The organism is Bacteroides caccae (assembly GCF_002222615.2).
Lineage (GTDB): Bacteria > Bacteroidota > Bacteroidia > Bacteroidales > Bacteroidaceae > Bacteroides > Bacteroides caccae.
This window is the reverse complement of the sequence record NZ_CP022412.2, coordinates 2,159,270-2,185,237: the sequence shown is the minus strand read 5'-3', so window position 1 is coordinate 2,185,237 and position 25,968 is coordinate 2,159,270. Positions and strand designations below refer to the sequence as shown.

Here is a 25,968-nt window from a genome sequence, read left to right as displayed (position 1 = left end):
CTCCCTAAAAACGAGGTGAACAAATCATACGAACCTGATGACAAAATAGTACAGAGTTCAAGAATTGTACTCACAGAGAGCTTAAATTAAGTATTCAAGTCATAAAAGCGATGATTTTATCCTGCAAAAAACAGAGGCTCTATTTGAGTAAAACAGAGGCTCTGTTTGGGGTAAATAGAGGCTCTGTTTGAGTGAAATAGAGGCTCTGTTTTATTCCCAGTCACTGAACTCGAAACTGAGCTGTTCCCAGACCCCGTGTTGCTCATCGGCTTCTTCTTTCGGATTGGAAACGGAAAGTCCGATAAGGCGGATCGGATGTTGCTCGTATTCCACTGTTTTCAATAATTCCTTGGCGAGTGGAAGCACGCGGTCCAGCGTCGTCAACTCCTGCGACTGGGTGATACTGCGGGTGATCTGACTAAAATCATGGAACTTGATTTTCAGCGTCAGAGTGTTTCCCTTGAACTCTTTTCGTTGCAGTCGTTCTATCAGTTCTACCGCCATGTGATATAGTTCGATAAAAACAGATGAACGGGAGGAAATATCCCGTTCCAATGTACGCTCGCACCCGATAGATTTACGAATACGAACCGCTTCCACAGGACGTTCGTCGATCCCTCGTGCACATTCGTAATAAAGTGATCCTACTTTACCAAAATGCGCGGTCAATGTCTCCAATGAACATTTCCGCAGTTGAAGCCCGTTACGGATTCCCAACAGATGCATTCTCTTTGCCGTGACAGGTCCTACTCCCCAAAAGGATTCAATAGGCAGACGGGCGATGAACTCGAGTGCCTGTTCCGGATGAATGGTACACAACCCGTCCGGTTTACGATAATCCGAAGCTATTTTGGCAAGAAACTTATTATAAGAAATCCCGGCAGATGCAACGAGATTCAACTGGTCGCGAATCTTCTGCTTTATTTCCTTCGCTATATCCACAGCCAAAGAAATACCCTTCTTGTTCTCCGTCACATCCAGGAAAGCCTCATCCAAAGAAAGCGGTTCAATGATATCGGTATATTCATGAAAGATTTCATGTATCTGTCGGGAAACGGACTTATAGACATCCATTCTGCCCGGTACGAAAATTAACTGAGGACAAAGGCGCTTTGCCTTCTGTGAGGACATCGCAGAACGGACACCGTAACGCCGGGCTTCATAGCTGGCAGCAGCTACTACTCCTCTTTCTTCGGCATGACCGACTGCCAGAGGTTTTCCCCGAAGCTCCGGATGATCACGCTGTTCTACGGATGCGTAGAAGGCGTCCATGTCAATGTGTATGATCTTTCTCTGAACCATTTCTTGCGATTAGCAGAGCAAACTTACTATAAATTCCTGAATAATTTCTGTTTAGCGGTTCAAAAAATATTCAAGATTGCACCAAACCGACTCTTAATAATACTATATTTGCATATTATCTATTGAAACCACAGGCGCACCTGAAAAGTTTATATCACAGTACTATATACTTCAATATTATGAAAAAAATACTATTTTGCGTATTAATAATGCTCTGCAGTATTTCCGCATTTGCTCAAAAAAGAATTACTTTCAAAATAGAAAAGCTTTCAACTCCCGAAAACTTCCTTTATTTGCAATCTTACGACGATATCTACAAAAGACTTATCATGTCCGAAACCGAAGTTTTTTCAAAAGAAGTTGAAAAGCAGGAAAAGAATCCGCCGTTCAATATCATCGCAAAAAGCGAAGCTCCCGACAGCCTGGTATCTTATCGCTACCATTCTTTCTTTCAAGGTATGTATCAGGCTTATGCGGACCACAGACCGTTTGTGTTATCTCCGGACATGATCTGGTTGTTAATCAGCCAAGGCTTTGCACGACATATCAACGCTAATCAAGAAGCAATGCGAGATTATATCGTCGATTTCTCCGGAAAACAATCGTTGATTGTTAAGACAGATAAACAGTTGGAAGATCCTACTCTTTCATGGAGTGAGATCTTCCCTCAATTTACAGAACAAATAAAAAAACAAGTAGGAAATAGCCTGGTTGAAACACTGACTTGCAACTTCTCAACAACAACACCTTTAGAGAAAATTGCCTCTGAAATAACAATCATGGAATCCGTGAAGCCTTATTTTGAGTTTATTGTTATACGCATTGTTTGCGGAATCCCGGAAATAACCCTCGAAGGTACACCTGAAGATTGGGAGAAGGTGCTAAGTAAGGCTAAAAGTTTGAAAGGATATAAGCTCGAATGGTGGATCTCCGAGCTGGAACCTCTTTTGGAGGAATTTGTAAAAGCATCCAAAGGCGAAATTAACAAAGGCTTTTGGCGCAATATGTTTAAATATCATTCGCAAGAGAAGTATGGCGCTCCTAATATGATCGACGGCTGGATAGTGAAATTCTTTCCTTATGACAAAAAAGGACAAAGGAACAATCTAAAACAACTGGAAGGCACAGACAGTCTGCCTGATGAAATAGTAAAAGTAGATTTAAAATATCAGGAAGTATATAACAATACAGTTACAGAAACTCCGTTGGAACTTTGGGCAGGCTTCGTCGGGCTTGAACAGAATAAAAGAAACTTCGCTCTACGACCACAAATCAGTTGGATGATCAGAAAGAAAGACCTCACTAACAACAAAGTGAAAAACAAATTAATGGCAGATGCACAAGGTACAGGTTTCGGTCGTGGCATTTCTATTAGAGTGAAAGAATTTCCTTCTGTTTTGTTAGAACTCACTGAAATAAAGAAATTGGAAATAAGATTCATTAATCAGATTGATATACCGGATGAAATATCAAAGATAAAAATTGAACATTTAGAGTTATTCGGGAAAATAAGCAAAGAAGGAATTGAACGTATCAAAAGACTATTGCCTGATAGTGATATTAAAATAAATGGTTCACGAATATAAGAAATAGTCCCGATGAACGGGACTATTTCTTATATATATCAGGCCTGTTTCTTAGCCAGAAACTTCTTAGTCAGCCACTTTCTTACAGGTTCATCATACAACTTCAGACAGAGGTATGCCAACAGGATATTTCCGAAGAATACTACCAAAGCCACCGGCCATGTATCGGAGAAAGTGAGTTTTTCCCCACTCCACAACCAGGCATAATACAAATACATAAAAGGATAATGAACGATGTACAAGGGATAGGATATATCTCCCAGGAATTTGCAAATTACGGAAGTCCCTTTATCTGTCGTTTTTCCGGAGGCACCCAGGTAAACAAGGATCGGGAAAAGAATAATGGTACATACAGAGTCATAAATACCATTCATCCACGAAGCTTCCATACCACCGATATGTGGTATAGACAGTAGAACAGCAATCGCAATACTACATATCCAGAAAGCTCCTCTAATCTTGACCGGTTTAAAAATACGCGACATCAACAACCCTGCGGAAAAAGCAAACAGCAAACGCAGAAATCCTCCGAGCAGATTATAATCCAGCAATGACCAACCTACACCTAAATGCCCATAACCGGAAAGATTGCATACAGCAAATGAAGCCAGTCCGATCGCCGCCAGAATGACAAGCACGGTCAGCTGTTTGGTCGAGAACCGGCGGATAAACAGGGCATACAGAATATTCCCTATATACTCGAAAAACAAAGACCAACTCGGACCGTTCAAAGGATACATTTCTCCATTTCCACGAACTTCGGAACCCGAACCGGGTACAGTCGGAATCAAGAAAAGATTGAGAAGCAATGCAAGCATCACCATAGATATGCTGACCTGCGTACCGTCCCACTTCTCACAACCTTGTATACAAAACGTAATAGCACCTAAAACAGCTCCCAGGATAACCATTGGATGTAAACGGATTAACCTGCGTTTGAAAAAGTCTTTTGTGTTCATCGTTGTTTTCCAACGGTCGTCATAAGCGTAACCAACAACGAATCCCGACAGGATAAAAAAGAAATCGACGGCCAAATAGCCGTGATTGAACCGCTGGTCTATGGGACTTGTGGCAAAGCCTTCAAATATATGATACCATATAACCAAAAGAGCAGCGATTCCTCTCAAGCCGTCAAGGAGTTCATAATGGGGTTTACTATCTGCAAATGCAGCAGAAGAAGAGATGTTTTGCATGATAAATTTATAAATTAGATTATTATTTTGCGTATCACTGATGAGGGCCCAAAGTTACAGAAGTTAGTTATTAAAAAAATTGTCCTACATCAAAATACGCCCCTACCAGAAATTATTTCCGGCTTCTAAGGCGGCTAAGTGTCGGAAGGGTTATTCCAAGATAAGAGGCAATATATCCTAATTGTACCCGCTGGCATATCTGAGGAAACTGCTGCATAAATTCCTCATATCGCTCTTTGGCCGACAAAGTCAGGCGATCTTTGTGTGAACGGTGTAAGCGTCGGTATTCATTCTGATGAATGATCCTTCCCCAATTAGCCAGTTCGATATTGGTCTGAAAAAGCCGGATCAAATCAGATAGTGTTATTTTATAGGCAACCACGTCTTCAAGCGTTTCCACAAATTCCTCACTCATTTTATTATAATATAATTCATCCATGCTGAAAACAATCCCTCCTTCACACGAGAAGGAGGTAGTGATTTCCTCTCCGTTGACCAGCCAATAAGAGCGGGTCATTCCTTTTTCGATGAAATAAGCTGATCTGCTATATTGATTAGCCTTTATCAATTGATATTTTTTAGGGAAATGGCAAAGTGTCACATTATCCTTCAATAGTTGTATTGTATCATCAGAAACCGGATACAGAGAGGTCATCATTTCTATTACATTCGTCATAAAGCAAATCCTTAATTGTTTTTCCAGTGGTCACAAAGATAGAAAAAACAATTACTTCAGCAATACAAACGGCAACCATTTTACAAAACGATATTCTCTATCGAGCTTTAAGGCAATGACAGGTATTTGTCGTCCTTTCTCCCAAGCCGGCAAAGATAAGATGACCTCATTATTCTTTCGTTGAATCTTAATCCTTTTACCTGTTGACAAATCAAAAGCTTTGGTTATCTGATAGCCTTCCAAAGAATTTATCCGAAGGGTAGAAACCGGTTTCCGTAAATGCAAGTATATATACTCATCTTTATAGGTACTTCCTATTTCATCAGTTTGCTTGAAAGGGCCTCCATGTGTATCATACACAGCTTCTCTATTCCGGTTGATCCATTTCGTCAATTCATATAACCGTTCCACTTGTTCTTCGGGCATCTCTCCGGTAGGTTTAGGTCCGATATTCACTAATAGATTACCGTTACCGCAAAGTGTTTTACTAAACATTCCGATCAGTTCGTCTGCTGTCAGCATCTTAGCATCAGGTTCGTAAGCATATACCGGATAAGTGACGCTGGTACATGCTTCCCATGGAAACGGGGGAGCATCTGTTGTTTTGGCTTCTATTGAGAAGTAGTCGCCCGATGAGCCGTCTGTCCAGAAAGTTTCATGCCCGTCCTCTCCTCTGGTAATAGCCAGACGAGTAGATAACGTATTACTTTTTAGTTTCTTGATATACTGATATAAATCATTTCCTTCTTTTGCAGTCCAAAGAGGATCCAGCCAAAAGCCGTCAAACCACAAGATATCCGGCTGGTAACGGTCTATCAGTTCTTTTGTCTGGTTATGCACAAACCTGATAAAATCTTCCCGCCCATATTTCGGTTCTTTTATTTCTCTTCCAACTTGTGCCATAGAGTTCCAACCGCAATAATCAATGTCTGCTATTGAATAGTAAATGCCATAAAGCAATCCCTGTTTCCGACATTCTTCACCCAATTCCTTCAAAATATCTCGCTTGAAAGGTATGCGGTCTATATCAAAGATAGAATATTCGCTCGGCCAAATGCAAAACCCGTCATGGTGTTTTGAAATGACTACCATATATTTGCATCCGGCCTGAACAGCTACATTTACAATCTCTTTAGGATTGAAATTCTGAGGATTCCATTTCATGGTAATAGAGTCTGCCACACTTTTAGGAGTACCATTACCAATAGCCCAGGAATCTCCTGTACCAGGTGAATGACAAGCCATCCAATGAATGAACAAACCCAGTTTGGCATCTTGAAACTGTTTTAGAAGTTTCTTGTCCGTTTGAGGATTAAGTACCGTTGTCTGACTTTGCACACAAGTTAAATATCCACATATAAACAATAATAGAAAAGAGAGTCTTTTAAGCTGCATATAATAGAGGTTATTTAAGTTATTTTTCTATATTCAAAGAGGTGTTTTACCCCATACATCTGAATTAGCGGTCATGATTTTCAAACATAAACCACTCCAGATTCATAAAATCCTGCCCGGTCATAGACGGATCATTGTTCTTGAACACCAGCACCAATGCATGAACACCGGTCACCGGTTTCACTTTTGTCCGGTGAACGGAATAGGCAACATCCCCATTCATCGGTTGCAGCTCACAAGTACCAATCAGTTCTCCATCCGGTTTATCCAAACGGATTTCAATAGTACCGGCAGCATTCTTTCCCCATGTTTTGCAAATGAAAGAATTCACCTCCATTCCTGTAAAATCGAAATATTTCCAGTAAGCACAATCTCCATTCCGTATAGCCGACAAATATTCTACCGGATTGCTATGTGCCGGACGCCGAACAACTACCGTGGTATGCCCCGACAAAAGACAAGCCCTCGCCGCATCCATACGCAATAAAGGATTAATAGGCCCCCCACAACCTTGAGTGGTCATTTCTACTTCATTGATAGTTCCGTCCGGATTAAATACAATGGGTTCCATACAAACCTTACGCATAGATGAACTAGCATGGGTAGGCCGATGATAAAAGATATACCACTGCCCATCTATTTCAGCAATAGAACCGTGATTGTTCACTAAATTCCGGTCACTCCCCCAATTGTCTATAATTACTCCCCGATATGTATAAGGACCTAATGGAGAAGTAGCCGTAGCATAGTTCAGGGTAGCACAATTAGATTCACCGTGACGCTGGTGCCCGGCATATACATAATAGTAGATGCCATTCCGTTTACGGACCGAACTGCCTTCATTGAATGCATGTTCTTTATAAGTCAGCAGTTTCTCATGTACTTCACCTTCGATAGATAACATATCCTTACTCAGTTTAGCTCCTTTGGCATTGGCTTGTCCCCAGAATAAATAAGCTTGCCCGTCATCATCTATAAAGACCGAAGGATCAATTCCATGAATTCCGGCTATGGCTTTTCCCTCTTTAAAAGGTCCATAAGGAGAAGAAGATACGGCAACACCTTCATCTTCCTTTTCATTCGTCAGGCAATAGTATAAATAGTATTTGCCGTTGTGATAGATACAGTCCGGAGCATAAAGCAACTGGTCGGTATAGTCGACTTGCTTCCCTATACCTTTTGTAGCGAAAGAAAACTGTTCCACATCCCAATTTATCAAATCAGAAGTCGATAACACATCATAGGTATGCGAACACCAGACATTTGTCGGCTCATCACGCGAACCATATACATAGACACGCCCATCAGGCATCTGCCTGGCCTCCGGATCGGCAATATACACGCCCGGAGGAGAAATAGGATTAAGCATTCGATGATTAGTCTTAAGTAATTTGGAAACCTTCTTTCCTGTTTGTTCGGTCACAGCCGTATTTACCATGCGATGCTGTGCCGACAATCCCAAACAAAAGGTTAAGAGTATAAAAAACAGTATCTTATTTCTCATAATTCTATATTTTTTCAGTTTTAACTCTAACGTATCATTTGATTATTTTATAAAAAAGTCTTTTTTGATCCGTATATCCTCCACCGAACGACCTATCATCAGGTTGAACTTCCCGGATTCGACAACATATTTCATATCTTCATTCCAAAGTCCCAAATCGGAATAAGGAATGACTATCCGAATATCCTTAGATTCTCCCGGATTCAGACTCACTTTCTCAAAACCTTTTAGGCAGGCAACAGGCGTTACAACACTAGAAACACAATCACGTATAAATACTAAAGCGGTTTCTTTTCCTGCCATATTTCCCGTATTCTTAACAGTAAATGTAAATTCAATATCCTGAGTTTGAGGAATGACACTGTCGATTTTCAATCCTGAATATTCATAACTCGTATAGCTTAATCCATGACCGAAACAAAATGCAGGTTTTTCATCTTCTCTGGAAGAACCCAAACCATAACCCGTCCAATATCTGGAAGGTCTTTGATAATAATACATTGGGATTTGACCGGCATGTTTGGGAATGGTAATTGGCAATTTGCCCGAAGGATTCACTTCTCCAAATAATATTTCAGCTAAAGCTTGTCCACCATACATTCCCGGTTCCCACACATCTACTATGGTTGGGATGTTTTTGGTTATCCATTCGTTATTTAGAGGTTTGCCATTTACAATGACGATAACTACGGGAGTACCAGTGGCATGTATTGCTTGGACCAGCTCCAACTGTCGTCCGTAGAAATCTATTGAAGGACGGTCCGCCGATTCTCCATAAGTTCTTAATCCCCATTCCGAACGTATTCCATATCCTCCAATTGCAACAATTGCCAAATCGGACTGCCGGGCCTTTCGGACAGCATCATCAATACTGTAATCAGAGATGCCGCCGCCTTCGGTTATCAGCTTCTTCTGAATAGCAGGATCGGTAGTATTTACCGACAGATCAGATTTCTTTGCCTTAATCCGTCCGCTATTGCTGTATAAGATCGACTGCTCGGGAGAGGCTGCCGCCTGAATACCCTCCAGAATAGTAGTTACGTGGTCATCCGGTTGAAAGATAGACCAGTCACCCAAAATACTTTGATTGTCAGCATTCGGTCCGGTAACTAAAATCTTCTTGTATTTAGTCCTGTCAAGAGGCAGGATTTGCCGGTCATTTTTAAGCAAGACAATGGCTTCTCTAGCAGCTTCCAAAGCTAATGCTTTGTTCTCTTTGCTACCATAACTATCTTCTTCAGGAGATACATAACGCTTCTCAAACAATCCCAGCTCGAATTTAATCTTCAAGATTCTTCTAACAGCATCATCAATACGCCGGGAAGATACTTTCTTTTCCCTGACTAACTCTACGAGCGGACTTACAAAGCGTGCCGAATCAGCAGAATACATATGCATATCCAAACCGGCATTGACCGACTTGCAAACAGCCTCTTTCTGATTTTCAGCTATCTGATGCAAAGAAGTAGCCAAATTCTCCACATCTCCCATATCACTGATAAAAAAGCCTTTAAAGCCATACTCCTGCTTGATTATATCAGTCAACAACCACTTGGACGCATGCACCGGCACTCCTGCAATATCATTATGTCCGGGCATAATAGTCATACATCCGGCCTCTATGGCTGCCTTGAAGGGAGGCAGAAAATACGAACGGAGTGCCCGTTCAGACAGTTCGGCGCTAGCATGATTACATCCTCCGACAGATGCACCTCCCCCCACCAGATGTTTGACTGAAACAGCCACTTTCTTAAAAGGATTTTCATTGCCCTGGTACCCCCGTATAGCCTCTTTAACCAATTCGCTTGTCAGGAAAGGATCTTCGCCATAGGTTTCACCGGTCCTTCCCCAACGGGCATCCTGAACGATATCTATACAAGGAGCAAATGCCCAATGTATACCGGAGGAACGGATTTCTTCACCGGCCTTCGAAGTCGTGCGATAAATTAATTCCCGGTTGAAAGTAGCGGCCATGCTTATGGAAGTCGGGAAAATCGTTCTGCCCGTAAGCATTGCATATCCATGTGCCGCGTCCATGCCTATAAGATAAGGAATCTTCAGACGGGTTTGTTCGGACAGTTTTTGTAGTTGATTGCATTCTTCAGGCTCCAAATCCGCCAGCCATGCACCGAAATCATAATATCCATTCTTAAATATGGCCTCTTTATCCCATACGGTAACCATATCCATTTGCCCAACCTTTTCCTCCAATGTCATCTGCGCAAGCAATGCTTCCACTCTTTTGTCTACAGGTTGTTTGGCATCCATATAAACGGAAGTGTCTACCTCTTGTGTAGACCGACAAGACATAAGAAGCAAAATTAAAGTATATAAAATCAATTTCTTCATGTTTATTCAAATTTTATCGTTTTATAATTTTCGATTGGGTTCAGGCATACATTACCCGGTTCTATTATCGGGATAACTGCTCCGGATAGTTTCACTTTCTTACCTTCATAAATAACTTCACCCATTTCACGACGTTCCAGACTTGTATTTAAAGATATGAAAAAGGGAAATAGATCGTGTCCTGTTGCAAGACTCATGTCCTCTATCATCTCTTCCCAAGTCAGAAGTCGCATCGGATCGTTTTTCCAACGGGTATACTGGATATGTTTCCACCGGGCATACCAAGTATTTCCATATGTGTCGTCCAAACGTTGCCAGATATACCAAAGTTTATACCAGCCTGCCCCGTAAGAAAATTGCTTGGCATACTCTCCGTCATTTGTATATCTTTTTAAGTCTAGTTTATCAAATTCGGAAGAACGGAAGAAATCTTCGCACTTTTTATTCGCATGTTGCCGGAGTTCCTCATTGTAAAGTGCCTCTACTTTTCCCTGAAACCAACCGGCATGTGCTTCTCCCTGATTTCCAAAAGGTACATCACCAGCCGCTTGTCCTTTCTCGTTGACCGGGCCTGCCAGTGTATGCGCCAGTTCATGTCCATAAATAGAAATCAGACTGGCTGAATCTTGACTAATAATACCATTCTCCTTAGGAAAGAAACTGTTGACAGCCCAGCCTCCTCCACTTCCGGCAGAGAGAACGAGAAACATCGGTTCCTCAGTTTGCCGAGACGGATACCACTGCAACAATGTATCGTTTATCTTAAAGAATTCTTTTTTTATACATTCAAGAAGAGTATGGTTAACAGTAGGCGCATAATAAGTGACCATACCATTAATAACACTTTCCAATTCCGGATAGATAGCTCCGCCACCACCCATTGTTTGGGGCAAACGAGGCTCTCCTCCCACCGGAACTTGTTTCTCACATAACCAGTCCATTATTTGGTCAACAAAAGCACTTCCCGCTTCTCCATTACTTAGAAAATCATCTAAAGCCGTACCGACTGCTATACGTCCCTTACCATATTCACGGTAAGCGCGGATAGGCAAACTGTCACTCCCCATTTCCCAAGGTATCCACTGTTCTGAAAGAGCCAGACCAATATGCCGACGATTCTTATAGTTCTGATAATCTTTGGTATAACTTGCATCAAAACTCTTGAGCAACCGGTTCAGAGACCAATTATCGACCTGTTCTGCTTTTACAGGATCAGCCAGAATAATCAAGCTACCTCCCTCAGATACAAAATCTTTGAGCAAGAGACACTCCTGCTCCGTATAAACCGGAGCAGAAGGGTCATTCTGAAAAGTAATGATTACGTTATATCTAAAATTAGGATACCAGGCAAAAGGATAAATCTTACGTTCCGGATCATATGGAATACGGATACGGGACACCCCCTTCTCATCCAGGACACTACCGAGTGAGGCTTGTGACGATACACTACGAAATCCTTTCTGGTGTAACATATCCGGCAATCCCCACATGAAATTGAACGAACATTGATGCGAAAGATCAATAAGGACATTATATCCTTTATCTATCGTCATGGCAATGGGAGCAGGAGGATATTTCTTCCCGATTTCGACAGGTAGAGTTTCTCCGGAATGCCACGCCTCGGTGATAATTTGTTCTTCATCTTTCAGTGTGCACCCAGTGACGAGCACAGTAATCCAAAGCATTAATAAACATCTGATAATCATTACTTATATACATTTTATTTGGAACGTTCAACAGTTATCAGTTTACCGTCTGCTTGTACGGCTCTGATAGTACATTGGCTGACAGGAAGTTCGTCGGGTAAAGTGAACTTCAGGAAGTTAGAGAAGTATTTTCGTTTTCCGTCTTTCCAGATTTCAAAAGCTACCGCTTCATTACCGTTAATTATGGTTACTTGCTGTCCACTGGCACTATAAGTCGGGGTCTTGGTTATCTTTTGATTCTCTTTAAACTGAGTATAGTGACCTACATCCCCTATTTTACCAGTCAGTCCCAGACTTTCCAAACCTGCATCTCCGTCTTTCCGATCTTCAATATAGTAGAAAGGTTGAGGATTCGGATATTTGGAAGTGTATTCTCTAGTTTCTGCAATCATTGCATTGGTGACAGTATAGCGATTTGACCCATATTGTTCGATAGTTTCATCTACCGGAGTCATAAATCCCCACATATCAAAGAAATCTGCCAAATTCTTTTGAGCTATGTCACTGGCATATTTCACAAATAGCATTTGGCGCTCTCCTACAGGGATATTATTCAAGTTTCTATTATTACGCAATTTCTTGAATAATTCCGGGTAGAAATCGGATTTGATACCACATCGGTGGAAATAAAGCCATAATTGCCAGTATATACGCATATGAATTTCCGTATCTTCCTTCTTGGGATCGCCAAGGAAATTACAGAAAGGACGGTTATTCAGTTTCCTGTCTGCCAATACGCTCAACGGAGCTCCGTTTGAACATTCTCTCCCTATCTTATAAAGTACATAATTTGAAAAGAGGTTATTGGATGACTCAAAACAACCGGTCCAGGCAATAGCTCCCTGGTGAAGGTGACCGATTTCATGGGCAGGGCCCCAGCAGCGTCGTTCGGTATATAACTTTTCAGTAGGCATAAATTCGTCCAATGCATTAATCCCGAAACCTATTTGTCCGTTACCGGCCCACATATAACTATCATCATTGATCGAAGAACCATTCACATGATTATTGAACAATGCAGGACGAATATCCTCCAAGCCTAATAGTTCGTATTGCCAGTTCACAAAATGATCAAACATAGTGATATACTCAACTATAGAATTCGGCTGCCACTGAAGTAACTTGGTACGATGAAAATTCAGTAACATTTCATTTCCTTTAATAAGAAAATATTCATAGGTCGCCTTTTGAAGAAGTTCTGTGTAAACTGCATCGGTCTTATCCCTTTCCAAATCAAAATAACCGCTAACTGTACCGGAAGTCAATGGTATATGAATCTTTACAGGTTTCGCATTCTCCGAAGTTAGTTCGGTGTTATACATAACAAACAACATACCATCACCCTTCATTTGGAGTTTGTTGATACCTTCATTCAACATGTATTTGTCTCCACTCAAATTGGAGGATCGAATCGCTTGTAAACTAATAGTATTCCCATAAGTTTCTCCTACCATGACTATTAATTCATCACCTGAATTTACATAGATACCAGTAGGATTATCCAAATCAGTGTATGATTTCATATACAGTTTATCAGCCCAATTATTAGGAGTACTATAAGGTTTGTATTCCTGAATTCGGAATTTCTTTTCCCAAGTATCATAAGTGCCGTTTTTCAGTTGCATAGCTATATTGATAAAATAGCCGGGCAATGCTTGAATTTGTTGCATAGTTGCCTCCGGACGCACTTCGCTACAAGTGAGATCTGTAAATACACTTAACAGCTGTTTCTCTTGTTCACTCAAGCCTGATTTCATCTCATAAAATTCGATTTCTTCACAGTTCACATAATCATCTTTTGCGGTATTAATTACAACCTTTAATTTAGTGATCTTTGCTAATGGTTTACCCATAGCAAGTTTAGTTTGCGAAGTTGACTTCTTGAAATCGTATGAACCCAGAAGAATATATTCAGGTGTGTCTTGTGTTGCATAATACAGGTCAAATGTCCCCCAATGACCTCCTCCGGTACTTCGCGGAGTATAAACAAAATAATCCAATGTATGTGTTCCGTCAAAATCAAACTCAAGAATGACAGGGAATTTCGTGGCTCCCGCAGCCCAAGGACTATGATAAAAATTATTTCCACCAAGTCCATCCCAACATTTTTCTATTTCTTGTCCCGGTTGATACTGACTGGCAGTTCCACCGGTAGGTTTGAACATAACATCTCCGCCCGGTTCAACATCATCGGTATTAGGTTCCAACGGTTTTTGTTGAATAACACATTCAGCCGCTACGCCTTCATATTTCTCATTATCAAAATGAATAGAAGCAGAACGCACCTCTCCGTACATCGCATAATTATCAATATGGAAAGTATGTTCTTTACTACTCAGGGCACGTGTATCAGGAACAGTCGTCTCGTTCAACCAATCACAGACTTCTGGTATATTGACCTTATAATCTATATTAGATGTAATTTTAAGTCTCACATCTCCACCGTCGGCAGACAATGTAGTGGCAGTAAGCGGAGTAACCAAAATTGCCGGACCATATCCTAGTTGCCGAACCTTGATAGTATATTCTTTGACTGTCGAAACAACTTTTACTACTGCTTCTCTGACCTCTGGTTCTTCACTGGCAGGAATATACAGACGCACCATGTTTTCGTCAATAACTTTCGTCGCCATACACCAGTTTGGGGCAGAAGATGTAATACGCCATTCATCCTTGGATAAATTGGTAATTACCGGTATTTCGATATCATGTTTTTTGTTATCGAAATCCTGTATTAGAAATTCTTCCGCTATTTCCAATTGAGGTATAGAATGATTTTCATCTTCATCATTGCATCCACAGAAGACTGGCATGCAGCATATAAGCATAACCAAAATTAAGCTTTTGATTCTTTGTATATCTTGTTTATCCATACATTTTTAATTTATAAGTATATTATTTGATTTATTCCGCAACCCATAAATTTAACTCGGCAATAGCTATAGCATTCAGTATTGACTCTTTAGAATGAGTCGATTCAATACGCAGATATCTGAACGAACCAGACATTGGCACCATAAGTTCCGATTCATAAGTAGCTCCCATTTCTGACAATGGCAGATCATCACTTAAAGTTTTCAATAAAGTAAAGTCTATTCCATTCTCACTTGTATAAATATTGAGCTCTTGCGGATTTGCATTACCATTGTTAGAACCATTAGCGGCGGTTCTAGTGATATAGCTAAATTTAAAACCACTATACACATGAGGCAATTCAACCTGTATATATGGGAATTCCGAGAAATCACTAGGATAACCATGAAATGCCCAATACGAATGGAAGGAGGTATTGATATCTCCATCAATGATATTGACAAGTTGCGTACGTGGATCCAATGATTCAAAATCTTCAGTTCTCGCATTGCTGGAGATCATGCTTTCTGTCAGTTTGATCTCTTCTAATTCTGTTATATCAATATGCTTCTGATATACGATACCAGCCAGATAAGTATTTGTCCCTTCTTTAATGTCAAATGTAGGCATACTACATTCGGACAATTCTATCGGTAACATGTATTTACCAAATTTCAAATCATCCGGAATATTAATTTTAACCGTAGCGATACTTGTACTTTTTCCGGAAACGAACGAAACCTTTTCTGCTAAAGTATAACAATTATCCGGTAGTAATTCGAAATCTGCATGATTAGTCTCATTATAAGCAGTCAACAATTCAGGATTAATCTTTAAAGTGCAATCAAAATCCCAATTATTTTCCATCGGCATACTTATAGGTATAGTAATATCGAAACTTGTTTCCCCACCTTCTTCCGCTTTATAAGGCTGATAACCTGATTTTTCAAAATAGAGATAAGGGGTGACAATATCCGGAACAATAAATATTTGCCTTTTATCAATATTGATATCATCACTAGAATTATTCAAGACAAGTGGCAAAATATAGTTGGCCTTATCCAATTCTTTAATTTTATCAATATAGAAAAACGCCTTTACCTTTTTGTGGTTATCGGTATCTTCAAACGCCAATGTTGGTGTTTCCAGCTTGAAACAGTTATCAGGTAACAATTTATAATCCGTTTCATTTTCTGCATTATAAATTTGTATATTAACAGCATCTAAAACAGAAACATCAACTGTTGAATATTTCTTTGAATTATATCCGGCCCTAATAACGGTGAATTCACAACTGGCTTCATTGCTTGTATCATAAATAGTAACATGCTGCTCTCCATTATTTTTAAAATAGAGAATAGACTCATATTGATCCAAATAATCCTCACATCCATCATCACAAGCGCCTAATGACACTAATGCGAGAAAAAAGATGATGATTTTAAATATATTGTTTTTCATACAGTTTTCTTTTTGTTGATTTACGAAATTACCACCCATAATTTTGTGTCAGTTGTTTGTTCAAGCTGATTTCTGTCTGAGTAAACGGATACAAGTAATGTTGTTTTTTGAATACACGTTTTTCAAACACTGTTCTTTCCCAAAAACTATCAGGAGTTACATCACCGCTTCCGGTAGTTTCCACATTCATACCCCACATCTTACCCCCGTCACATTCTTCAGCGATTTTCCAAGTACGAGTATCAAAAAAACGATGATTTTCGAAAGCCAGCTCTACACGACGTTCTTTACGGCATAAATCAAGTAATTCATTATCATCAGCATGAGGATAAGATTCAGTAATAGACGGCAGAGCAACTCTTGCTCTCAGCTCTTGCCACACTTCCATTGCTTTGGTATAATAATTAGCCGGGATATTCACCCCTCTAATTTTACATTCTAACACAGCCTCTATAAAATTCAGGTAAATTTCTCCCAACCGGAAAGTCGGAAAAGTAATTTCTCCCCATTGTCCATTTGCCGAATTAGCCGTATGGTCATAAAAGCGATTCACCAAAAAACCAGACTTAGGACGAGCGTCCGAAGTATAACCGTTGGCCCCATGAGCAAAAGAAGTAAGTGTCATTTCATTACCATGATGCCATTTGCTCCCACTAAAGAAAACTGTTACATAAAAACGCGGATCTCTTTCCGTACACATCTTTACAGTATTCAGTTTGTAAGAAGCAGCTCCTCCCCATGCAGGATAGACGAAATCAGTATAAGCCATCTCGTCCATAGGATAACCAGACTCCTGATCAACTATAGGACTACCGTCTGATTCATAACCTGTAATAGGAAACCTACCTGTCTTTGCCATTGGATAGGCATCCACTTGTTGCTGAGTAACCCCGACAAATCCCCAAGAAGAACTACCTGCAACGGAAGTAGGACATGTATGAGCCGACATTATAAAACGGCCTTTCGAACCGGTAGTCCATATTAACTCACTGTTCCACTTTTCTTGTGTTATGCCATAATAATTATCATACGGATCATCATCATCAGAGTGATATAATTGGTAAAGATTGCCATCAATGATCTTGTATGCTGCATCTGCTGCCGTTTTCCACTTTGCCGCATCATAATTCTGCGGAAACAGATTCGTTCCATCAGGATTTTTAACAGAGGCATACATCGTATTTCCATTAAACAAATCACGTGCAGAATAAAGAGTCAAGCGTGAGATTATGGCTTGGCAAGCACCTTTGGTAGCCAAGCCCTTTTCTGTACTGGAAGTCCAGTTAGACTTCATATACGGGCTCTCAATCAACGAATTCAACTCACCTATTACATAATTCACACATTCATCCCATGTATTACGGGGACGTTCCAGTTCAGCAGCACTTTTTGTAAAATCAAGCAGCTCATCATGCAGAATGAATACCGGTCCGTAGATTCTCATCATCAGAAAATAGTAATAACAACGTGCAAAACGAGTTTGTACCTTCCACTGTTCTTTTTCATCATTGCTCAACAACGGGTCAGTACAACGATCAATATTAGCTAAAAATATGTTACACTCACGTATCCCTCTATAATAAGTACTCATACGTTCGTAAGGTACATTTGACGGATTCCAAGCTCCGGAAGTCATAATATGATATTCACGGTTTCGCATTGAAACTGTTACTTCATCAGCTGCCCCGCTCCACGGAGTATATTGGAAATCATTAGCGTCATCCGGTAAGAAACTCATAGTAGTTAACCAATATTTACGTGAATCCGCACGGGTTTCCCACACTTTATCCAAAGTCAGCGCTTCATCTTCCTGTCTATCCAGAAAAGAGTCACATGATGTTTGTGACAGCAGTAAGACACACACAAACAAAGAAGAACAGTATTTAGTTATTTTTTTCATATATCGTTTCATATTATATTAGAATTTAGCGTTCAAACCTATTGTGAAAACTCTTAATGGAGGATAAATACCTCCGTCTGAACTTCCGGTTTCCGGATCCCATAATTTGAATTTACTAAAGGTCAGCAAATTACTCCCTGAGACATAAATACGGGTAGATTTGATAAACGTTTTTTCAAGAATAGACTTGGGAATAGTGTATCCAATTTCAAAATTTTTCAGTCGCAAGAAGCGCCCGTCCCGCATAGTAAGTGTAGATGTCTGGTTATTGTTAGTAGAACCTTCCCCACCGGCTTCACTCAATCTGGGATAGTAAGCAGCCAGGTTCTGTTCCGGTGTATTGGTTGTCTTCCACACATGATCGTAAATATCAGCATTGATTGCACTTTGATTAATATTACCGGTAGAGAAAGGACGCATTGCAGTGCCGCCAATATAGAAAGTACAATGAGCTATTCCCTGGAAGAAAGCATTGATATCCCAGCTTCTCCATTGGGCAGTCAGTCCGAAACCATAAGTAATCTCCGGAATATTTGTATATCCTAAAGCCACTTTATCATATGTATCAACCACTCCGTCTCCATTAACGTCTCTGTATCTGACATCACCCACACGATAAGTTCCAAAATTCTGTTCGGGAGCATTGTCTATTTCTTCCTGGCTTTGAAACAATCCTTCAGCTATAAGTCCGAAAGTATGGTTTCCTCCAGTTCCGAATGTTTTTCCAATACTGTTTTGATATTTATAAAGGTGTTCTACTTCGTCGTTATTCAGTAATTTATTCCGGTTGAATGTAAAATTAGCCCGCCCGGTCAAAAACACCTCTCCGACTTTTTCCTCATATTCGAGTGTTGCATCCACTCCCCGGTTAACAGACGCCCCGATATTGGTTTTCGGTTTTGTTGTCAGTCCGACGATAGCCGGAAGTCCTTGTCGGTTAATAAATACCCCTTCACGTTTTTCATGAAAATAATCAGCTTGTATCTTAATTCTGTCAAACAGTCTCATTTCAAATCCCAAATTGGTTTTATAAGCTTTTTCCCAACTGACATTTAAATTTTCAACATTTCCGACTTGGATACCTCCGCCTCCTTCACTTCCGTTCTCGCCATAATTCCACCCATTGTTGGTGCTGATAGTTGATTGATAAATCCACCGGTCTCCACCAATCGCGTCATTTCCCACACTACCATAGGACGCTTTCAATTTCAATTCACTGACAACCGGAAGAATTGGTTCCCAGAATTTCTCATTAGAAATCATCCAACCGACAGCATAAGCCGGGAAAAATCCGAACCGATGTCCCTTGGCAAAGTTTTCCGAACCGTTATATCCCATATTAAATTCAGCAAAATAAGTATCCTTAAAAGCATAAGTCACACGCCCGGCAAGTCCTTGATATTTATAAGGTAATGAAAGGGTTTTGCTATAAGTCAGTTTCTTGTTTGTAACCTTATGATTGTATAAAAGCATGGCACCTACACGATGTTTCTCGGCAAACAACCGATTATAGTTGATACTACCTTCCAAATAGGTAGTAATGGAACCACTACCACTTTCACTAAGTCCTAATTCGTCTGTTCCGGTCACAATAGGACTACCAAAAATCAAATTCCCGTCTTCATCACGACCCTTAGCATAATATTGATTCGGTGTTTTAGAACGAACAATGGTGTTAGTATTAACCGCATCCCAGGAAAATTTAATAGAAGCTGTCAGCCCTTTGGTGACTAAATCTCCTAAATCCTGATTGATTCCGATAAGTGACTGTGCGGAATTCCAAAATTGTTCGCGATATCCGGAATGAACTAAAAGATTCCAAGGATTCTCGCCACCTTGCATACTCGGATAAGAAAGAGTTCCGTCTGAATATTCTTTAGGATAAACACCGGGAGAAGCTTCGAAAGCTCTCGACCAGATTTTATCTTTCTCTACACCGGGACCATAAAACTTCTCATATATATTGGCCAGATTTACATTCAGAACAGTAGACTTTGTTACATTAAAATCCATATTAGCACGGAAGCTATATTTATTGTAACGAAGAGATGTATCATAGTCATATCGTTGCCCTGCATTTCTAAAAATAGAACCTTCATTATACAGCGAACCGGAAACAAAGTATTTACAAATATCACCTCCACCGGATACATTCAAATTTACCCGCTGGTTAGAGGCCATATTCTTATAAAGTTCATGCATCCAGTCAACATCAGGATACAAATCGGGATCTGTCCCATTCTGGAAATATCCTATTTGCTCTGGAGTATAATATTCATAACCTTTCATCTCATTGTATAATTCAGCCCATTGTGCAGAGTTTACAAATTCCGGCATTTTGGTAGGTTGAGTAAAACCAGCTTCTACTCTGGCATTAATAACAGGTTTACCCTCTGCCCCTTTCTTGGTTGTAATCAAGATTACACCATTAGCTCCTCGCACACCATAAACAGCGGAAGCGGAAGCATCTTTTAATATAGAAAAAGAAGCGATATCCTCTACATCTACTAAGTCCAAATCCCGTTCGATTCCGTCTACCAATACCAATGGAGTGTTACCACCGGTAAAAGAAGATACCCCTCGAATATAGAAATCGGCTGCGCTGGCTTTTCCCGGTTCTCCCGTGCGATTCATCGCAACAACTCCTGCTAGTTGTCCCGCCAGTACACTCGAAATAGAAGAACCTGGAACTTTAACACCTGCCATATCAATAGTGGAAATAGAACCGATGACACTGGCTTTTTTCTGATGACCGTAACCTACGACTACCACTTCGTCGATTTTTTCAGTATCAAACTTTAGAGTCACATTGATAACGTTTTGGTTTCCTATCGCAACTTCCTGAGTACTCATTCCTATATATGAGAATACGAGTACTCCACCTACAACCGAGTTGTCGATAGTAATAGAATATTTACCGTCCAAATCGGTAATAGCTCCCGTCGAGCTGTTTTTAAGCCATACATTGGCTCCGATAATGGGCATATTGTCTCCTTCGGAAATTACCGTACCGGTAATAGTACGCTTTTTAGGAGCTGCCTGGCTGTCCTTTGCAGCGTAAGTTTGGATTGATATTCCGGCTAATAAAATAAGAAAAAACAACCGGAAAAATTGGGTGTGAAATAAATTTGGTTTCATGTATGTTTATTAAAGTTAATCACAATACTAATTTAAGATTCATAATACAGTTTCATTTAATCTCTTTACTTATTAATTTCCTCCTTTCTTTTTAAAGTTCGACCTTTTATCTCTTTGCATTTTGAGTATACGCAAAGAAAGGAACTTTAAAAAAGAGTGTGGGGTGGGATATTTATATTTGAGAGGGGAGGAATTAGAAAGGGGGAGAAAAAAGATAGTTTTTATATAATTTATCCCCCTCCCCCTAGAGAAAGCTATTATTTTTTGTAATCGGAAGGTAATACTCCAAACTCCTTTTTGAAGCATTCTCTAAAATAACGTAAATCACTAAAACCTACCGCATAAGTAACTTCAGAAATACTATACTTTTGTGATAATATCATTTGTGAAGCAACCTTCAACCGAATACTCCGGATAAAAGCATTTGTTGTCTGGTTAGTCAGTTGTTTTATCTTCTTGTTGAGTGTCAATTGGCTCATTCCTATTGTACGGCAAAGTAACGAAACACTCAATTCTTCATTAGCAATATTATCTTCTACCACCTTTATGATTTTTTGAATAAAATCCCTATCGGTCTTTTCCGGAAAAACAGTAGTAGGATCTTCCTCAGACATTAAGTTATTACTAAACTTTTGGGCCAACATTTGTCGGTTGGTAAGGATAGAATGTACTGTGGAAATTAAAATATCATTATCAAAAGGCTTACTGCAATAAGCATCCGCATAAACAGACAATCCTTCTTGCTGTATCTCTTTAGATGTCTTTGCCGTTAGAAGAATTACAGGAATATGTGAAGTCTCTTTCGTCGATTTAATAGCGGAACAGAGTTCTATTCCATTCATCTCCGGCATATAGATATCTGAGATGACCAATGACGGTATTTGAGACAAACAAAGGTCAAAAGCCTCTTTACCATTGAAAGTAGTCAATATCTTATAATAAGGACAAAACAACTCATCCAATATTTGTACAATACCTTTATTATCATCCACAATAAGCAAAGCCGGTTTATCACTCATATCTCTGTCTCTATCCTCTATTTCCGGATGTATATATTCTGATGCAGTAAAGGGACCAGAATCCTCCTGTGAGAATGTTGTTGTCTCTGATAATGGTTCTATAAGAGTATTCTTATTTTGGAAGGGAATAAAGACTTGGAAAACAGTCCCTTCCCCCTCAGTACTCTTGAACAGAATTGTTCCTTTATGAAGTTCGACCAGACTTTTAGTCAAAGAAAGTCCGATGCCGACTCCTGATTCCGAATAGAAACGTTCGAAAATATGTTTTTTCACTTCTTCTGTCATTCCCGTACCCGAGTCGGTTATGTGAATAGAAACACCTTTCTCTTGTTCCATGACATCCAATGTGATAGAACCTCCGTCAGGCGTATGCTTGATAGCATTGGAAAGAAGATTATACAGAATTTCTTCCATTTTATATGCATCAAATAACAAAAGAATGTAAGAGGCATTTGTATTAAATGCAAACTGTATCTGCTTGTCATGAGCTATTTGAAGGAATTGTGAGAAACAATTTCTACAAAATTCCACGATATCCCCCTCCCGTAGTTCGATATCCAGTTTGCCTTTGTCTTGCTTAGACAATTTAAGTATCTGATTTATCAAACGTAATAATATAGAACTATTATGTTGTATGTTCATCAGATGACGATACAATTCATCCTTCGAGATATCCGGCGTAGAAAGTAATTTTTGCAGAGGAGAAATAATCAATGTCAACGGAGTACGAAATTCATGTGACAGATTCATAAAGAAATTCATTTTCATCTCTGACAGTTCCCGTATCTGTTGTTTTTCTTTCTGTGCAAGAAAGAGTTCATTCTTCCTTTTCTCACGAATCTTGAAATTCCGGATAATCATATATACAATGAATATACTTATAAGTATATATAATAGTATAAAATACCACCGGAGTAAAAGCGGCTGCAAAACCTGAATTTCCATTTTCAGTGGTTCCGACCAAGTCTCACCATTGCAAGAGGCTTTCACAGAAAAAAGATAATTGCCGGGAGGTATATTAGTATATTTTGCCGAACGATTACCTTGTTCGCTAGTAATCCATTCTTTATCAAACCCTTCCAACTTATACTTATAAATAATTTTATCTGTGGAGGTAAAATGCAAGGCAACGAAGTCGAATGAAAAATTATTGTTACGACTGGATAATGTCAGTTTATCAGTATTAAGAATGGAGCGTTCCAATAGAATCTGCCTGTTCACTTCTTCTCCGACTTTCAGAGTCTTATTATTTATGGAAAGATTGACAAAAGAAAGTTTGGGAAGAATAGTATCCTCCGTAAACACAGCAGGAATAAACGAGGTAATACCGTTAATGCCGCCAAAATATAAAGTTCCATTCCTTTTTTCTATATAAGCTCTTTCACTAAACTCATTATTTGCAAGCCCGTCATTTAGTTGGTAGATTTTGACGGACAACGTTTGAGGATCAATCCTGTTCAATCCTTTATTAGTCGCTACCCAGATAAAATTATTAGTATCCTCCGATATAGCTTTGATACAATTATTGGAAAGCCCCTTCTGAACATTAATCCATTGATAGTTCCAATCATTAGTAGAGGGATTACGTTTCAGATAATACAATCCATTGTCTAAAGTCCCTACCCATATATCACCATTCTTGGCTTCACGAATATGAACGATGTTATCTTGAAACAACAGATTATTCTGATGAGTGGCAAAGCTAAATTTCCGTAATATGGGAGAAGATGTGAAACGTTCTTTGCCATTTAACACAACAAGTCCTTCTGCCGTACCAACCCATAAATTATTCTCTCTATCTTTCAGAATTGTACGTATAGTATTGGAGGGAAGAGGCAAAACTTCAGAATCAGTTTTATAAGTTACAACACTTTGTTGAGTAGAATAATTATAAAGAGTAACCCCATTGTTATAAGATGCAATCCACAAGAAACAAGAGTCCTGCACAATACTTCGGATAGAAGGGATATTTATTCCCGAAGTTTTTTGATAAACAATTTGTTTGTTACTTTCTATCCATGCTTCATAAAGGCCATACATGGTACCAACCCATACTTTGTTTGAAGACTCTTGACCACAAATTGTATGTATCATGTCATTGGGGAAAATCGTCTTCCCCATTATTTGTTTTTGTGTGGAGTCAAGTACACATACCTCACCATTCAGGCTGCCTATCCAATAATTGCCGGAATGGTCCGTTGACATACATTCGATGTTTTTGCCAGACATACTTTTTTGAAAAGGAGTCTGGTTCTTGTGGAAGCAAAATGTTCCGTTACGATAAGTGCCAATCCATATATTACCAAAACTATCCTCAGTAAATGAAGTCGTCCAGGGATTACCACTAAAAACAGTTTCCATAGCCCGTTCCGGAGTAAGCCCTTTCAAAGACGTACGATACAGACCGTCGAAACTAGATACCCAAAGTTGGTTATCCGAAGAAATGAACAACTCTCTCCCCGGATGGTTTGTCAGTTGGAAAAGAGTCGATGTTTTCTCATTATAAAGGTATGCTAAGCCTTTTTTGAGAAGATAGAGTTGCTGTTTGTGTACAAAAATTTGATCAACATCTTCGAGAATATCTTCCTGAAAGCGTTCAAATGTATTGCGGACTTTATCAAAAGCATAAACTTTTCCTTCTGCCACAGTTAAATAGTATCCGTTAAAAGGAATACATAAGCTAGGAAAATAATAATAGGAACTCAAATATTGTTTCAATTGATATTTATTATTCTTTTTATCAATAACATCAATCCGATAAATTCCCCCTTTACCTGTGTACACCCAAATCTGGTCTTCTCCTACAGCTTTGATTTTGAGAATAGCTCTTTGTATTCCGAAATCTTTCGGGAAATATGAAGAAATACGTGTAAACTGGTCAGTATCTATATCATAACAGTAAAGTCCCATTTCCGTACCAACCCATAGATTGCCGGCTGCATCTTCGGTGACGTACAACATTAATCCGGTATCTAATCCGTTATCATACCGACGATAGGTTTTGAAAGAATATCCATCATACCGGACTATACCGTCAAAAGTAGTAAACCACATAAACCCTCTTGAATCTTGTATAACAGAACGTACATAGTTCTGTGGTAATCCATTAGCAGATGTTATATGTTTAAAAGTATACTCATTTGCCTGTGCCAAAGGGAAAAAATGCATAAGCAAAATGATTAAAAAGACAGTGTGTTTTTGCATAATTAATAGATTTGACTTAAATCAACAGTCAAAGATATAAAAAAACTGTTGTAATATTGAATTTAGTCCCCAATAGAATGGGAGAAAACGATTATCAAAAAGAAAAACCTCTGCTTCCAGAGGTTTAATTCATTGATAGTGGACCTGGAGGGAATCGAACCCTCGTCCAAACGAGGAAATCATAAGCTTTCTACATGCTTATCTTTGCCTAAATTTTCGTGCAGGAACAGAACCAAAGCCATCAATTCCCACCTTATCCTCTAAAGTTTCATCAAAAGTGCGAGGCCGCCTTTGACTATCCCCGATGTAACTGCACCACTGAACCGGAATGCTTCGGAGCAACAGCTTCCGAGTGATGTCTCGTCCTGGCACCTTGTGCCTGGATTAAGCTAATCTACTATGATTCGATTAAGCAGCAAGAGCGTAATTAGTTTCGCCAGATAAAATTTTGATAACTGAGATTTAAGTGGAAATTACCGACCCACTGCATGCTTACTTACCATTTCTGCCCGCTGTCAAATCCAGTCAAGCCCAAATTCTTATTCGTACAAAACAGCATTTGTTTATAACGCTTTTCAAGGGTACAAAGATAGGAAATGTTTTCGAAATTACGAGAAGACGTTAGCAAATATTATATCAAAGCAGTATCTTTACAGGGCAAATTTATTCTTAACACAAAAAG

13 protein-coding genes and 1 other RNA gene are annotated in these 25,968 nt (G+C 39.5%); 1 reads left to right on the top strand and 13 read right to left on the bottom strand.

Annotated elements, in window-relative coordinates; genetic code table 11:
- Positions 1-210 precede the first annotated feature (210 nt).
- Complete coding sequence (dinB, locus tag CGC64_RS08410) at positions 211-1,302, bottom strand: DNA polymerase IV (protein ID WP_005679415.1); 1,092 nt, start codon at positions 1,300-1,302, stop codon at positions 211-213.
- Positions 1,303-1,481: 179 nt separating this feature from the next.
- On the opposite strand from dinB, the gene CGC64_RS08405 reads away from it, so the two are divergent.
- Positions 1,482-2,888: a DUF4419 domain-containing protein gene (locus tag CGC64_RS08405; RefSeq protein WP_055172919.1), complete on the top strand. Its 1,407-nt coding sequence runs from the start codon at positions 1,482-1,484 to the stop codon at positions 2,886-2,888.
- Between the two features lie 38 nt (positions 2,889-2,926).
- Here the strand turns inward: CGC64_RS08405 and CGC64_RS08400 are convergent, their stop codons facing one another.
- The 12 genes from CGC64_RS08400 to ssrA all read right to left on the bottom strand — a co-directional run bounded on the left by CGC64_RS08400 (position 2,927) and on the right by ssrA (position 25,819).
- On the bottom strand, positions 2,927-4,081 hold the full coding sequence (locus tag CGC64_RS08400) for an acyltransferase family protein (RefSeq protein WP_005679412.1): 1,155 nt from the start codon (positions 4,079-4,081) through the stop codon (positions 2,927-2,929).
- 112 nt (positions 4,082-4,193) lie between these two features.
- Positions 4,194-4,757 carry a Crp/Fnr family transcriptional regulator gene (locus tag CGC64_RS08395; RefSeq protein WP_005679410.1) on the bottom strand — a complete coding sequence of 188 codons (564 nt, stop codon included), beginning with the start codon at positions 4,755-4,757 and terminating at the stop codon, positions 4,194-4,196.
- Positions 4,758-4,808: 51 nt separating this feature from the next.
- Entirely contained in the window at positions 4,809-6,095 is a 1,287-nt protein-coding gene (locus CGC64_RS08390; protein ID WP_224241536.1) for an alpha-L-fucosidase, read from the bottom strand.
- 121 nt (positions 6,096-6,216) lie between these two features.
- Positions 6,217-7,656, bottom strand: coding sequence for a family 43 glycosylhydrolase (locus tag CGC64_RS08385; protein ID WP_005679408.1), 1,440 nt, complete (start codon positions 7,654-7,656; stop codon positions 6,217-6,219).
- A 42-nt stretch (positions 7,657-7,698) separates the two neighbouring features.
- Positions 7,699-10,005 carry a glycoside hydrolase family 3 N-terminal domain-containing protein gene (locus CGC64_RS08380; RefSeq protein WP_005679407.1) on the bottom strand — a complete coding sequence of 769 codons (2,307 nt, stop codon included), beginning with the start codon at positions 10,003-10,005 and terminating at the stop codon, positions 7,699-7,701.
- Between the two features lie 2 nt (positions 10,006-10,007).
- Complete coding sequence (locus CGC64_RS08375) at positions 10,008-11,711, bottom strand: hypothetical protein (RefSeq protein WP_032855528.1); 1,704 nt, start codon at positions 11,709-11,711, stop codon at positions 10,008-10,010.
- A gap of 14 nt (positions 11,712-11,725) precedes the next feature.
- Entirely contained in the window at positions 11,726-14,524 is a 2,799-nt protein-coding gene (locus tag CGC64_RS08370) for a M60 family metallopeptidase (protein ID WP_227102802.1), read from the bottom strand.
- 91 nt (positions 14,525-14,615) lie between these two features.
- Positions 14,616-16,025, bottom strand: coding sequence for a DUF1735 domain-containing protein (locus CGC64_RS08365; RefSeq protein ID WP_224241531.1), 1,410 nt, complete (start codon positions 16,023-16,025; stop codon positions 14,616-14,618).
- 28 nt (positions 16,026-16,053) lie between these two features.
- Positions 16,054-17,937 (bottom strand): RagB/SusD family nutrient uptake outer membrane protein, encoded by a 1,884-nt coding sequence (locus CGC64_RS08360; RefSeq protein ID WP_005679402.1) that lies wholly within the window; start codon positions 17,935-17,937, stop codon positions 16,054-16,056.
- A gap of 6 nt (positions 17,938-17,943) precedes the next feature.
- The gene (locus tag CGC64_RS08355; protein WP_005679400.1) at positions 17,944-21,063 is read right to left on the bottom strand and encodes a SusC/RagA family TonB-linked outer membrane protein; all 3,120 of its coding nucleotides are present in this window, start codon (positions 21,061-21,063) and stop codon (positions 17,944-17,946) included.
- A 257-nt stretch (positions 21,064-21,320) separates the two neighbouring features.
- Entirely contained in the window at positions 21,321-25,250 is a 3,930-nt protein-coding gene (locus CGC64_RS08350; RefSeq protein WP_105094981.1) for a hybrid sensor histidine kinase/response regulator transcription factor, read from the bottom strand.
- 172 nt (positions 25,251-25,422) lie between these two features.
- Positions 25,423-25,819, bottom strand: a transfer-messenger RNA (tmRNA) gene (ssrA, locus tag CGC64_RS08345).
- Positions 25,820-25,968: the final 149 nt, after the last annotated feature.

Coding starts and splice junctions, on each gene's coding strand:
- dinB (WP_005679415.1), bottom strand. CDS start 1,302: ATGGTTCAGAGAAAGATCATACACATTGACATGGACGCCTTCTACGCA.
- CGC64_RS08365 (WP_224241531.1), bottom strand. CDS start 16,025: ATGAAAAACAATATATTTAAAATCATCATCTTTTTTCTCGCATTAGTG.
- CGC64_RS08375 (WP_032855528.1), bottom strand. CDS start 11,711: ATGATTATCAGATGTTTATTAATGCTTTGGATTACTGTGCTCGTCACT.
- CGC64_RS08385 (WP_005679408.1), bottom strand. CDS start 7,656: ATGAGAAATAAGATACTGTTTTTTATACTCTTAACCTTTTGTTTGGGA.
- CGC64_RS08395 (WP_005679410.1), bottom strand. CDS start 4,757: ATGACGAATGTAATAGAAATGATGACCTCTCTGTATCCGGTTTCTGAT.
- CGC64_RS08350 (WP_105094981.1), bottom strand. CDS start 25,250: ATGCATTTTTTCCCTTTGGCACAGGCAAATGAGTATACTTTTAAACAT.
- CGC64_RS08405 (WP_055172919.1), top strand. CDS start 1,482: ATGAAAAAAATACTATTTTGCGTATTAATAATGCTCTGCAGTATTTCC.
- CGC64_RS08355 (WP_005679400.1), bottom strand. CDS start 21,063: ATGAAACCAAATTTATTTCACACCCAATTTTTCCGGTTGTTTTTTCTT.
- CGC64_RS08370 (WP_227102802.1), bottom strand. CDS start 14,524: ATGCCAGTCTTCTGTGGATGCAATGATGAAGATGAAAATCATTCTATA.
- CGC64_RS08400 (WP_005679412.1), bottom strand. CDS start 4,081: ATGCAAAACATCTCTTCTTCTGCTGCATTTGCAGATAGTAAACCCCAT.
- CGC64_RS08360 (WP_005679402.1), bottom strand. CDS start 17,937: ATGAAACGATATATGAAAAAAATAACTAAATACTGTTCTTCTTTGTTT.
- CGC64_RS08380 (WP_005679407.1), bottom strand. CDS start 10,005: ATGAAGAAATTGATTTTATATACTTTAATTTTGCTTCTTATGTCTTGT.